Here is an 11,471-nt window from a genome sequence, read left to right on the forward strand (position 1 = left end):
ATGGAGCGATGGCGGGAGTCGGGTGAACGTATCGAGGCACTGCTGGACGCGAGCTCTGCGGCCGGGCCGGCGGCGCGCGAACGGGCCGAGGACCTGGTCCGGGAGGTGATGGGACTCTACGGGGCGGGACTCGCCGGAATCTGCGACACGCTGGCCCGGTATCCCGGCGCGATGGACGACCTGGCCCGCGACGACCTGGTCGCCAGCCTGCTGCTGGTCCACGGGCTGCACCCGCACGACGTGGAGACCCGGGTGCGCACGGCGCTGGACGGGGTGCGCCCGTACCTCGGGTCGCACGGCGGGGACGTCGAGCTGGTCGCGATCCGCGACGACGTGGTCCGGTTGCGTCTGCTCGGCAGCTGCCACGGATGCCCGTCGTCGGCGGTGACCCTGGAGCTGGCCGTGCAGGAGGCGGTGCGGGCGGCGGCGCCGGAGATCACCGAGCTCGAGGTCGAGACCGCCGGCTCCACGGGGCAAGGACTCATTCCCGCGGAGGCGCTGTTCACCCGAGTGCATCCCGATGTTCGTGGAACATGGTGTGCGGCGCCCGAACTCGATGAGATCCCGGAAGGCGAGGTCGGCGGCTTCGTCGTTGCCGGACTGCCGGTTCTGGTGTGCCGCGTCGCCGGTGAGCTCCTCGCCTACCGGGACCGGTGCCCGGTCTGCACCCACGCGTTCGCCGGCGCGGCGCTGCACCGGCGAGCCGGGGCCGGCGCGGACGCGGCGGTGCTGCGGTGCCCGACCTGTGCGGCGCACTTCGACGTGCGCGGTGCCGGGGTCCGGCTCGACGCGGGCGACGAACACCTCGAACCGGTGCCGGTGCTGGTGCGGGACGGCGTGCTGTCGGTGGCCGTACCCGCAGGGGTGGCGTGATGCCGTCCCCCTTCGAGGTCCTGCAGCGTATCGCCGCACCCCGGCCGGCGAGGGAGCGCTGCGAGATGTGCGCCGTGGGCATCGGCGACGGGCACGGGCACGTCGTCGACGTGCAGGCACGCCAGCTGATGTGCGTGTGCCGGGCCTGCTGTCTGCTGTTCACCGATCCCGGGGCGGAACTGCGCTACCGGGCGGTGCCGGAGCGGTACCTGTCCTTCCCGGAGTTCGCGCTCACCCCCGGCGCCTGGGCGAGCCTCGAGATCCCGGTGAACCTGGCGTTCTTCTTCCGGAATTCGTCTCTGGGCCGGACCGTCGCGTTCTATCCCGGCCCGGCCGGCGCGACGGAATCGGAGCTGCCGCTCGACGCCTGGGAGGCGCTGTGCGGCGGCAACCCGTCGCTCGTGCCCCCGCTGCCGGACGTGGAGGCGCTGCTCGTGCGGGTTCCGCGACGGGGCGCCGCCGACTGCCATCTGGTGCCCATCGACGCCTGCTACGCGCTGGTCGGCCGGCTGCGACGGGTGTGGCGCGGCTTCGACGGCGGCACCGATGCCCGTGCCGAGCTCGACGCCTTCTTCGCGGAGGTCGCCCGGCGGAGCCGGCCCGCCCCGGCGAGGGGGCAGGCGTGACCGCCCTGGACTTCACGGTCGTCGACATCGCTCCCGAACCGTATGCCGCCACCCCGAGCCTCTCGGCGCGCCTCCGAATCCGGGAAACCACGGGTGCGCCGGTGCACAGCGTGGCGCTGCGCTGCCAGGTGCGCCTGGAACCGGCACGCCGACGCTACGGTCCGGACGCCGAGGCCGCCCTGGGAGACCTGTTCGGCACCCGCGACCGGTGGGGCAGCACCCTCTCCTCGTTCGCGTGGTTGCAGACGTCGACGATGGTGCCGGGCTTCGCCGGCGAGTGCGAGACGGCACTGCCGCTGCCCTGCACGTACGACTTCGAGGTCGCGGCCGCCCGGTATCTGCACGCCCTCGGCGACGGCGCGGTGCCGCTGCTGCTGCTGTTCAGCGGGACGGTGTTCGGCCGCGGCGGTGGCGGGGTGGCCGTCGAGCCGGTGCCGTGGGACCGCGAGGCCCGCTACGACCTGCCGGTCTCGGTGTGGCACGAGATGATCCGCAGCCACTTCCCCGGCACCGGGTTCGCCCGCATGGGGCACGACACGCTGGCCGCGCTGACCCGGTACAAGGTGGCGCACGGGCACACCGATCTCGACGCGGCGGTCACCGAACTGCTCGCCGCGGCCGAGGCGAGGCCGGCCGCGGCGACCGGCGCGGGGGAGGCGGCGTCGTGACCGTGCAGGGACAGGCTGATCGGGTGCGGGCGGTGGCCGACGCCGTCCTGTACGAGGGCTACCTGTTGTACCCGTACCGGGCGAGTTCCCGTAAGAACCACTCCCGCTGGCAGTTCGGTGTGCTCGGCCCGCCCGGCGCCGCCGCCGCGGGGATCGGCGAGGAGCCGGCGCTGGCCATGCAGTGCGTGCTGCGCCCACTGCGCGCCGACGCCACGATCGACGTGGTCGTGCGGTTCCTGCAACTGCAGACCCGCACGGTGCAGCGCCGCGACGGCGACGACTACGTCACCGTGGCCGAACTGACCGTCGCGGGCCGCTCGTGGATCGGGTGGGACGAGGCTGTGGAATGCGAGATTCCCCTCGGGCCGCTGCCGGTCACCGAACTCGCCGTCCCGCGTACGGTTCCGGTCGCCGTCCCCGGCGGTGCGGACATCGAACCGCTCACCGCCGCGGACGGTGCCGTCACCGGCCGGGTGGTACGCACGCGATGGCCGGTGCACGCCGTCGTCCGTGTGGAGCGGGGTCCGTCCACCGGAACCGGTGCGCCGATGCGCCTGGATCTCACCGTCGAGAACACCGGCGAGGCACCCGTGGACGCCGCCGACGCGCTGCGACGGTCGCTGATCGGCGCGCATCTGATCCTCGCCGCCCGCGGCGGGCGGTTCGTCTCGCTGCTCGAGCCGCCCGCCGACGTCGCCGGCCTCGCGGACGAGTGCGCACACACCCGGTGCTTCCCGGTCCTCGCCGGCGACGCCGACCCCGCCACGCCCGGCGAGGCCGCCACGCTGCTGGTGTCCCCGATCATCCTGTACGACCATCCGCAGGTCGCCGAGCAGAGCGGCGGGGACCTGTTCGATGCCACCGAGATCGACGAGATCCTCACCCTGCGGGTCCTGACGCTGACCGACGAGGAGAAGGCCGAGGCGCGGGCCACCGATCCCCGGGCCGCGCAGATCGTCGAACGGTGCGAGACGATGACCCCCGCCGAGATGCAGGCCCTGCACGGCATCCTGCGGGACCCGCACCGCGAGGGCGGGCTGATTCCCGAACTGCCCGACGGCGTCGACTGGTGGACCCCCGAGGCGGACACCAGCGTCCGACCCGAGACGGACGGGGTGCTGATCGGCGGGATCCGGGTCGCGCAGGGCAGCCTGGTGCGGCTGCACCCGTCGCGCCGGGCCGACGCGCAGGACCTGTTCTTCCGGGACCGGGTGGCGCGCGTGGCCACCGTGCACGCCGACGTGGACGGCGAGACCCACGTCGGGGTCGTCCTCGTCGACGATCCGGCCGCGGACCTGCACGACTGGTACGGGCGCTACCTGTACTTCGCGCCCGACGAACTCGAGCCGCTCGGGAGGAAAGAGGAGCCATGAGATTCATCGGAATGCTGACCACCGCGGCACTGGCCGCCGCGGTGATCGGCGGTGTGGTCGTGACGGTGCAGTCGCTGCCGGACATCCAGCGGTACCTGCGGATGCGCAGGATGTGACGTGGTGCGGATCCTGGTGGCGGGCATCGGCAACATCTTCCTCGGCGACGACGGCTTCGGCCCCGAGGTGGTGCGGCGGATCCCGGCCGACACACCCGGAACCCGGGTGGTGGACTACGGGATCCGCGGCATGCACCTGGCCTACGACCTGCTCGACGGGTGGGACGCGCTCGTGCTCGTCGACGCCGTCCCCGGCGCCGGCGAGCCGGGCGCCGTGCGGGTCTTCGAAGCCGACACCGCCACGCGGGGGCCCGCCGGCCTCGACGCACACGGCATGGACCCGGCCGCGGTGTTCGCGAGCCTCGAGGCGCTCGGCGGGCAGGCGCCCCCCACCGTGGTGGTGGGCTGCCAGGTGGCGGCGGTCGAGGAGGGCATCGGGCTGTCGCCGGCGGTCGCCGCGGCCGTCGGCCCGGCCGTCGATGCCGTCCGGCGCACCGTGCGCCGCCTGCGTGCGCAGGCGCCGCCGGCGGGAGCCGCGGTCGCCGGGGACGAGGGCTGAGCGGTGTGCCTCGGCATCCCGGGACGGGTGATCCGGCGGCTCGACGGCTACGCCGGGCAGCTCGCCCTCGTCGACGTGGCCGGCGAGGAGCGCAAGGTGAACATCGGCATGCTCGACGACCCCGACCTCGCGCCCGGCGACTGGATCGTCATCCACATGGGCTTCGCGATGGAGCGGGTCGACGAGGCCGGCGCGCGGCGCGCAATGCAAGGGCTCGAACTGATGGGACGGCCCCGGGACGAACCGGGAGCGGCGCCGTGAACCCCGTGGCCGAGCGACGGCGCCTGGTGGTGCGTGGCGTGGTGCAGGGCGTCGGCTTCCGGCCGTTCGTCGCCGGGCTGGCCCGCGAGTTGCGCCTGGGCGGGTACTGCGGCAACGACGACTCCGGGGTGTTCCTCGAGATCGAGGGTGCCGCCGCGGATCTGGACGAGTTCACCCGCCGTCTGCACGACGATGCACCGCCGCTCGCCGTGCTCGTCGACGTGGCCGCCGCGCCGCGAATGCCGCGCGGCGAGGACGACTTCCGCATCGTCGAGAGTCACCACGCGGACGGGGTGCGCACCCTGATCCCGCCGGACGTGGCGACGTGCGCCGACTGCCTGCGCGAGCTGAACGATCCCGCCGACCGGCGCTACCGGCATCCCTTCGTCAACTGCACCCACTGCGGGCCCCGCTACACCGTGATCACCGACCTGCCGTACGACCGGCCGTCGACGACCATGGCCCGGTTCCCCCTGTGCCCGAGCTGCGCCCACGAATACACCGATCCCACGGACCGCCGCTACCACGCCCAGCCGATCTGCTGCCCGGACTGCGGCCCGCGGATCTTCGCCGTACGCGACGGCCGCCGGCTCGACGGAGACGCGGAGGTGCTGGCCACGGTGCAGGCGGCGCTCGCCGCCGGGGACATCGTGGCGGTCAAGGGACTCGGCGGCTTCCATCTCGTGTGCGATGCCGCGAACCCCACCGCGGTGAACCGGCTGCGGGAGCGGAAGCACCGGCCGGACAAGCCGTTCGCCGTGATGGCTCCGGATGTCGCGGCCGTCGCCGCGGTGTGCCTGCTGTCCGCGGCCGAGCAGGCCGTGCTCACCGCGCCGGCCCGGCCGATCGTGTTGCTGCGGACCCGTCCCGGCGCGGCCGTCGCCGACGCGGTCGCCCCCGGACTCGACGAGCTCGGGGTGATGCTGCCGTACACGCCGCTGCACCATCTGCTGTTCGCGCCGGTGCCCGGGCACGAGAGCCACGTGCCGCGGCTGCTGGTGGCGACGTCGGGAAACCTGTCCGGTGAGCCCCTCTCCTTCCGCAACGACGATGCCGTGGCCCGGCTCGGCGGCATCGCCGATCTGTTCCTGATGCACGACCGGGACATCGCGGTGCCGTGCGAGGACTCGGTGGTCGCGGTCGCCGACGGCGTGGAACTGCCGCTGCGGCGCTCCCGGGGATTTGCGCCGATGCCGGTGCTGCTCGGCGGTGCGGCGCCGGTGGTCCTCGCTGTCGGCGCCGAGGTGAAGAACACCTTCTGCCTGACCCGGCAGGACTACGCCTTCTGTTCGGCGCATCTCGGGGACATGGGCACGGTGGAGAGCCGGCGCGCCTTCGAGGCGTCGGTCGCGCAGCTGACCGCCCTGCACCGCGTCACCCCCGAGGTGGTGGTGGCCGACGCGCATCCCGGCTACGCGACCCGGGAGTGGGCCGAACGCTACTGCGAGGACCACGACGTCGAGCTGCACGCAGTGCAACACCACCACGCGCACGTCGCATCCCTGCTCGCCGAGCATCACCGGCTCGGTACCCCCGTGCTGGGGATCGCGTTCGACGGCACCGGATACGGCTGCGACCGCACCGTCTGGGGCGGGGAGCTGCTGCTGGTGGGAACGGATCCCCGCGACGCCCGGCGTGCCGGGCACCTGCGTTCGTTCCCGCTGCCCGGCGGCGACGTCGCCGTGCGCACCCCGGCCCGGGTCGCGCTGGCCATGCTGCGGGAGGCCGGCATCGAGGAGATCGAGGACCTGCCGTGCGTGAGCGCGCTCGGTGCCGCCGAACGCGCCCTGGTGGACTCGCAGCTGGCGTCGGGCGTCGGCTGCGTGCGCACCACCAGCGCCGGCCGGCTGTTCGACGCGGTGGCCTCCGTGCTGGGGGTGCGGCACCGGATCAGCTACGAGGCGCAGGCCGCGATCGAACTCGAGGTGCTGGCGCGTACCGCCACGGATGCCGCGCCGGTGCATTCGTCGCTGCGCGGGGACGAGCTGGATTGGGCCGGCACGCTGGCCTGCCTCGTCGCCGGCGTCCGGCTCGGGGTCCCCGCCGCGGACCTCGCGGCGGGATTCCACCGTGCGCTGGCATCGGCAACAGTGCGGCTGGCGGCCCGGATCGCCGATGCGGCGGAGGTGCGCACCATCGGCTTGACGGGCGGCGTGTTCCAGAATCGGCTCCTGCTGGGCATGGTGCGAACTATGCTGCAGGACAGAGGGTTCGAGGTGCTGACACACAGGCGGGTGCCACCGAACGACGGTGGCCTGTCGCTGGGGCAGGCTGCGCTCGGTGCCGCGTTCGCACGCAGCCGGGCCGTGGACCCTGCCGGGACGGGACGAGCGCGATGACATCGACACACGACACCGAGCCGATCGGCGCGGAACTCGCCGCCGACCTCGCCACGACGGCGCTGAGCCTGGCCCGCCGGTTCCATGCCGGGGCGACCCTGTGGGTGGTGTCCCCGCAGTGGGAGCCGCACGCCCATCACGTGGCGGTCGAGTTCGTGCACCCCGTGATCATGGGTAAGCGGGCGTTGCCATCGGTGTCGCTCGTGGAGCCGGACCCGGTCGCCCAGTGCCGGGTCGCCGCCCGCCCCGGCGACGTCATCCTGGCGGTCGCCTCCGCCGATCAGCCGGCCGTGCGCGAGATCGCCCGGCGCGCACCCGCGTGGGGCACCGACACGATCTGGATCGGCTCGGGTCCGCGGCCCGCGCCCGGCGCAGCCACCCACGTGCTGTGGGTGGACTCGGACGATCCGATGGTGCCCGCCACCGGGCGGTTCGTGCTGCTGTACCACCTGCTGTGGGAACTGACGCACGTGTGCTTCGAGCATCCCGGCCTGCTCACCGACCCGGGCTGCACCGACGAGGTGTGCGTGACCTGCAGCGACGAGGGCCGGCTCGGCGAGGTGGTGTGGCCGGCCGACGACACCGGCGCCGCGCCGGTGCGGACCGCGGCCGGCCGGGAGCGGGTCGACGTCTCCCTCCTCGGCGACGTCGCGCCCGGCGACCTGGTGCTGGTGCACGGCGGCGTCGCCCTCACCAGACTCGACGCGCGGGAACTCGACGCGGGGGGACGGCTGTGAGTACCGAACCGGACGACACCGACTTCCTGTACCCGTTCATCGACGCGCAGGAGCACGACGCCACCGCCCTGTTGCGCGACCTTGCGGAATCGGCCCGCGGCAAGGCGGCCGACAGCGCGCGTCTGCAACGGGCTTCGCTGGACGAATGGGGCGAGGACCTCGTCGCGGCGGGGCAGCGCATGGCCGAGCGCTTCGCTCGCGGCGGCCGGCTCTACACCTTCGGCAACGGCGGCAGCTCCACCGACGCGGCGACCCTGGCGACGCTGTTCAGCCGGCCGGCCCGGGGACGGCCGGTGCCGGCCTGGTCGCTCGCCGCGGACCAGGCGGTGGTGACGGCGCTCGGCAACGACGTCGGGTTCGAGCTGATCTTCTCGCGGCAGATCATCGCCCACGCGCACGGCGACGACGTCGCGATCGCGCTGTCCACGTCCGGCAACTCCGACGACCTGATGACGGCGCTGGCGGAGGCGCGGCGGCGGGGACTGCTCACCATCGGATTCGCCGGGCACGACGGCGGCCGGATGGCCGCCACCGACGATCTCGACTTCTGCTTCACGATCCGCTCGCAGAGCATCCACCGGATCCAGGAGAGCCATGCCCTGATCGGGTACCGGCTGTGGTCGGCCGCGCAGGAACACCTGGCGCGCGCGGAATCGGCGACGGGAGGTGGACGGTGAGCACATCGGCCGAACGCGAGGACCGGGTCCTCGAACGGATCGAGGCGTTCCGGCGGCGCCGGCCGCGCCTGCGCGACACGGTGATCTCGCTCTCGCACGGCGCCGGGGGCAAGGCCTCCGCGGCACTGGTGGATTCGGTGTTCGTCGACGCCTTCCGCAACACCGAACTCGAGCAACTCGGCGACGCCGCCACCGTGCGCCTCGCGTCCGGGGAGAGACTGTCGTTCTCGACGGACTCGTTCGTCGTGAAGCCGCTGTCGTTTCCGGGCGGCTCGATCGGGCACCTGGCCGTCCACGGCACGGTCAACGACCTCGCCGTGTCGGGCGCGCGGCCGCGGTGGCTGTCCGCGGCGTTCGTCATCGAGGAGGGCTTCGAGATCGCGCGGCTGCGCGAGATCGTCGCCGACATGGCTGCGGCCGCCACCCGGTCCGGGGTCGAGATCGTCACCGGTGACACCAAGGTGGTGGGCCGGGGCGCCGCCGACGGTCTCTACATCAGCACCGCCGGGGTCGGCCTGGTACCCGCCGGGCGCCGCCTCGGGGCCGACCTGGTGCGTCCCGGCGACCGGGTGCTGATCTCCGGGACGCTCGGCGATCACGGCATGGCGGTGCTGCTGGCCCGCGGCGACCTGGCGATCGAAGCGGACATCGCCTCCGACACGGCGCCGGTGCACGAGATGGTGGCGGCCCTGCTCGCGGCCGCGCCGTCGACCCGGTGGATGCGCGACCCCACCCGCGGTGGCGTCGGCACCGTCTGCAACGAGCTGGCGCAGGCCACCGGCCTGGCGGTGGTGCTCGACGAGGCCGCGCTGCCGATCCGGCCGACGGTGACCGGGGCGTGCGACATGCTCGGCATCGACCCGCTGTACGTCGCCAACGAGGGCAAGTTCGTCGCGGTCGTCGCCCCGGACGAGGCGGACGCCGCCCTCGCCGCACTGCGAGCGTGCCCCGGCGGCGGCGACGCCGCGGAGATCGGGGAGATCCTGGCCGAACCGGAGGGCATCGTCGCGTTGCGTACCGCGTTCGGGGGCAGCCGGATCGTGGACATGCTCGTGGGCGATCCGCTGCCCCGGATCTGCTGAAGTGAGGAGAGACGCAATGTGCCTGGGGATTCCCGGCCGGGTGGTCGACATGGTCGACCCCGCCCAGCATCTGGCGAAGGTGGACGTCAACGGCGTGCAGCGGACCATCAGCGTCCGGCTGCTCGCCGGCACCGGCCTGCAGGTCGGGGACTGGGTGCTGGTGCACGTCGGCTTTGCGATGGCCCGGATCGACGAGGACGAGGCGAAGCTGACCCTCGATCAGGTGCGGAAGATGGGCGCCGACTACGTCAACGAGATCGAAGCCTTCAACGCGTCCGAGATCGCGTGAGCACCGGATGAAAGGCGGAGCAGGATCATGAAATTCGTCGACGAGTTCCGCGACCCCGCGGCGGCGCGCGCCCTGGTGGCCTCGATCACCGACCTCGCCGCCGGGGAGGAGTTCAAGTTCATGGAGGTGTGCGGCGGCCACACCCACACCATCTACCGGCACGGCATCGAACACCTGCTGCCCGCGTCGGTGGAGCTGGTGCACGGCCCCGGCTGTCCGGTGTGCGTGATCCCCATGGGCCGCATCGACGACGCCATGTGGCTGGCCGAGCAACCGAACGTGGTGTTCACGACGTTCGGGGACATGATGCGGGTGCCCGGCTCGCGCGGGAACCTGCTCGAGGCCAAGGCCCGCGGCGCCGACGTCCGATTTGTGTATTCCCCGCTGGACGCCTTGAAGATCGCGGTGGACCACCCGGACCGGCATGTGGTGTTCTTCGCCGTCGGATTCGAGACCACCGCCCCGTCCACGGCGGTGACGCTCGTGCGGGCGAGACAGCTCGGCCTGAGCAACTTCACGGTGTTCTGCAACCACGTGACGATCGTCCCGCCCATCAAGGCGATCCTCGAGTCGCCGGATCTGCGGCTCTCGGGATTCCTCGGACCGGGTCACGTGTCGACCGTGGTGGGACTGCGTCCCTATCGCTTCGTCCCCGCCGTGTACGGAAAACCGATCGTGGTGGCCGGGTTCGAGCCGCTCGACATCCTCGCCTCGGTGCACATGCTGCTGCGGCAGATCCGGGACGGCCGGTGCGAGGTGGAGAACCAGTACAGCCGGGTGGTGCGGCCCGAGGGAAACGTGCAGGCACTCCGGCTGATGGCGCAGACGTTCGCGCTGCGGCCGCACTTCGAGTGGCGCGGCCTCGGATTCATCTCGCAGAGCGCGCTCGGCATCCACCCTGACTACGCGGACTTCGACGCCGAGCAGCGGTTCTCGATGCCCGGGCTGCGCGTCGCCGACCCGAAGGCATGTCAGTGCGGCGAGGTGCTCAAGGGCGTCATCAAACCGTGGGAGTGCAAGGTCTTCGGCACGGCGTGCACGCCGGAGACCCCCATCGGCACCTGCATGGTGTCACCGGAGGGGGCGTGTGCCGCCTACTACAACTTCGGCCGGCTGCACCGGGACACCGCGGCGCTGGTGGGGCAACGCGGAACGGCCTGATCCGTGGCAGTGACGGAGGGGCAGTGGTGACGGAAGGGCAGCGGCTCTTCGCCCGTTACGCCCATGCGCCGAACGCACTCGGCTACTGCGGCCCGGCAGGGGCGGCGGCCCTCGAGGCCGCAGCGTGCGGGCACGGCGACGGCGCGGCGGTCGTGGCCGCCGCCCGGCGGTTCACCGGAGCGTGGCCCTACCAGGAGCTGATCGCGGCCCTGGCCGGCCGGAGCGACCCCCTCGACGCAGAGGTGGTGCGCGCCTACTGGACCGGGAACGCGCTGACGGACCGGATCGATCCGGTGGCGTTCGGGACGCGGCTGCTCGAGCGGCTGGGCACGCGGGCCGGTCACTACTGGACCCACCTGACACCCGAGCTGCTTGCCGAGGCGGCGCCGACGCACGCGTTCCACGTGCTGGGGGTGTACCCGTGGTCGCGACTGCTGACCACCGGGATGCCCCAGCCGGTACAGGTTCTCGACTCGTGCCGCATCCGCTGGGGCACCGTCGTCGACATCGAAGCCGACACGGCGACGGTGCGCAGTCGCCGGCTCGAGTTCGACGGTGCCCGCCTGCGTCTCGGCGCGGAACGCGCCGAGACGGTACGGCGCCGCACCGGTGCCGGTGTGTTCGTGCCGGGACTGCGGCGCGGAGAACATGTCGCGCTGCACTGGGATTTCCTGTGTGACCGGCTCGGGGAGGAGGAGGTGGAGCGGCTCGAAGCCGCGACGATGCGGCAGCTCGACCGCACCAACGGCCGGCTCGCCGCGGGGTGACAA

The 11,471-nt window shown here is 72.9% G+C and carries 14 protein-coding genes; all 14 read left to right on the forward strand.

Going from position 1 to position 11,471, the window contains the following annotated elements; all coding sequences use genetic code 11:
* The 14 genes from ACWPOB_RS08910 to ACWPOB_RS08975 are packed head-to-tail and all read left to right on the forward strand — an operon-like array spanning position 1 to position 11,468.
* Positions 1–873 carry a NifU family protein gene (locus tag ACWPOB_RS08910; RefSeq protein ID WP_455400584.1) on the forward strand — a complete coding sequence of 291 codons (873 nt, stop codon included), beginning with the start codon at positions 1–3 and terminating at the stop codon, positions 871–873.
* The gene (locus ACWPOB_RS08915; protein WP_455400585.1) at positions 873–1,499 is read left to right on the forward strand and encodes a DUF5947 family protein; all 627 of its coding nucleotides are present in this window, start codon (positions 873–875) and stop codon (positions 1,497–1,499) included. The genes ACWPOB_RS08910 and ACWPOB_RS08915 overlap by 1 nt, the downstream gene beginning before the upstream one ends.
* Positions 1,496–2,167 (forward strand): DUF6084 family protein, encoded by a 672-nt coding sequence (locus ACWPOB_RS08920; protein ID WP_029547184.1) that lies wholly within the window; start codon positions 1,496–1,498, stop codon positions 2,165–2,167. The genes ACWPOB_RS08915 and ACWPOB_RS08920 overlap by 4 nt, the downstream gene beginning before the upstream one ends.
* Positions 2,164–3,540, forward strand: a complete 1,377-nt coding sequence (locus ACWPOB_RS08925) for a hypothetical protein (RefSeq protein ID WP_455400586.1) — start codon at positions 2,164–2,166, stop codon at positions 3,538–3,540. The genes ACWPOB_RS08920 and ACWPOB_RS08925 overlap by 4 nt, the downstream gene beginning before the upstream one ends.
* Positions 3,537–3,656: a DUF6893 family small protein gene (locus tag ACWPOB_RS08930; RefSeq protein WP_003935321.1), complete on the forward strand. Its 120-nt coding sequence runs from the start codon at positions 3,537–3,539 to the stop codon at positions 3,654–3,656. Before ACWPOB_RS08925 ends, ACWPOB_RS08930 begins: the two co-directional genes overlap by 4 nt.
* Before the next feature lies 1 nt (position 3,657).
* On the forward strand, positions 3,658–4,155 hold the full coding sequence (locus tag ACWPOB_RS08935; protein WP_455400587.1) for a hydrogenase maturation protease: 498 nt from the start codon (positions 3,658–3,660) through the stop codon (positions 4,153–4,155).
* A 3-nt stretch (positions 4,156–4,158) separates the two neighbouring features.
* Positions 4,159–4,416, forward strand: a complete 258-nt coding sequence (locus ACWPOB_RS08940; RefSeq protein WP_455400588.1) for a HypC/HybG/HupF family hydrogenase formation chaperone — start codon at positions 4,159–4,161, stop codon at positions 4,414–4,416.
* A complete protein-coding gene (hypF, locus tag ACWPOB_RS08945; RefSeq protein WP_455400589.1) occupies positions 4,413–6,755 on the forward strand; it encodes a carbamoyltransferase HypF in 2,343 nt (780 codons plus the stop codon). The genes ACWPOB_RS08940 and hypF overlap by 4 nt, the downstream gene beginning before the upstream one ends.
* The gene (locus tag ACWPOB_RS08950) at positions 6,752–7,492 is read left to right on the forward strand and encodes a HypC/HybG/HupF family hydrogenase formation chaperone (protein WP_455400590.1); all 741 of its coding nucleotides are present in this window, start codon (positions 6,752–6,754) and stop codon (positions 7,490–7,492) included. The genes hypF and ACWPOB_RS08950 overlap by 4 nt, the downstream gene beginning before the upstream one ends.
* On the forward strand, positions 7,489–8,169 hold the full coding sequence (locus tag ACWPOB_RS08955; RefSeq protein ID WP_455400591.1) for a D-sedoheptulose-7-phosphate isomerase: 681 nt from the start codon (positions 7,489–7,491) through the stop codon (positions 8,167–8,169). The genes ACWPOB_RS08950 and ACWPOB_RS08955 overlap by 4 nt, the downstream gene beginning before the upstream one ends.
* Positions 8,166–9,251: a hydrogenase expression/formation protein HypE gene (gene hypE / locus ACWPOB_RS08960; protein ID WP_100058374.1), complete on the forward strand. Its 1,086-nt coding sequence runs from the start codon at positions 8,166–8,168 to the stop codon at positions 9,249–9,251. Before ACWPOB_RS08955 ends, hypE begins: the two co-directional genes overlap by 4 nt.
* A gap of 16 nt (positions 9,252–9,267) precedes the next feature.
* The gene (locus ACWPOB_RS08965) at positions 9,268–9,540 is read left to right on the forward strand and encodes a HypC/HybG/HupF family hydrogenase formation chaperone (protein ID WP_100058375.1); all 273 of its coding nucleotides are present in this window, start codon (positions 9,268–9,270) and stop codon (positions 9,538–9,540) included.
* 27 nt (positions 9,541–9,567) lie between these two features.
* Complete coding sequence (hypD, locus tag ACWPOB_RS08970) at positions 9,568–10,701, forward strand: hydrogenase formation protein HypD (protein WP_006941958.1); 1,134 nt, start codon at positions 9,568–9,570, stop codon at positions 10,699–10,701.
* A gap of 26 nt (positions 10,702–10,727) precedes the next feature.
* On the forward strand, positions 10,728–11,468 hold the full coding sequence (locus ACWPOB_RS08975; protein ID WP_455400592.1) for a DUF6390 family protein: 741 nt from the start codon (positions 10,728–10,730) through the stop codon (positions 11,466–11,468).
* Positions 11,469–11,471: the final 3 nt, after the last annotated feature.

It is taken from the genome of Rhodococcus sp. 2H158 (genome assembly GCF_053764755.1).

Coding starts and splice junctions, on each gene's coding strand:
- ACWPOB_RS08910 (WP_455400584.1), top strand. CDS start 1: ATGGAGCGATGGCGGGAGTCGGGTGAACGTATCGAGGCACTGCTGGAC.
- ACWPOB_RS08915 (WP_455400585.1), top strand. CDS start 873: ATGCCGTCCCCCTTCGAGGTCCTGCAGCGTATCGCCGCACCCCGGCCG.
- ACWPOB_RS08930 (WP_003935321.1), top strand. CDS start 3,537: ATGAGATTCATCGGAATGCTGACCACCGCGGCACTGGCCGCCGCGGTG.
- ACWPOB_RS08950 (WP_455400590.1), top strand. CDS start 6,752: ATGACATCGACACACGACACCGAGCCGATCGGCGCGGAACTCGCCGCC.
- ACWPOB_RS08965 (WP_100058375.1), top strand. CDS start 9,268: ATGTGCCTGGGGATTCCCGGCCGGGTGGTCGACATGGTCGACCCCGCC.
- hypD (WP_006941958.1), top strand. CDS start 9,568: ATGAAATTCGTCGACGAGTTCCGCGACCCCGCGGCGGCGCGCGCCCTG.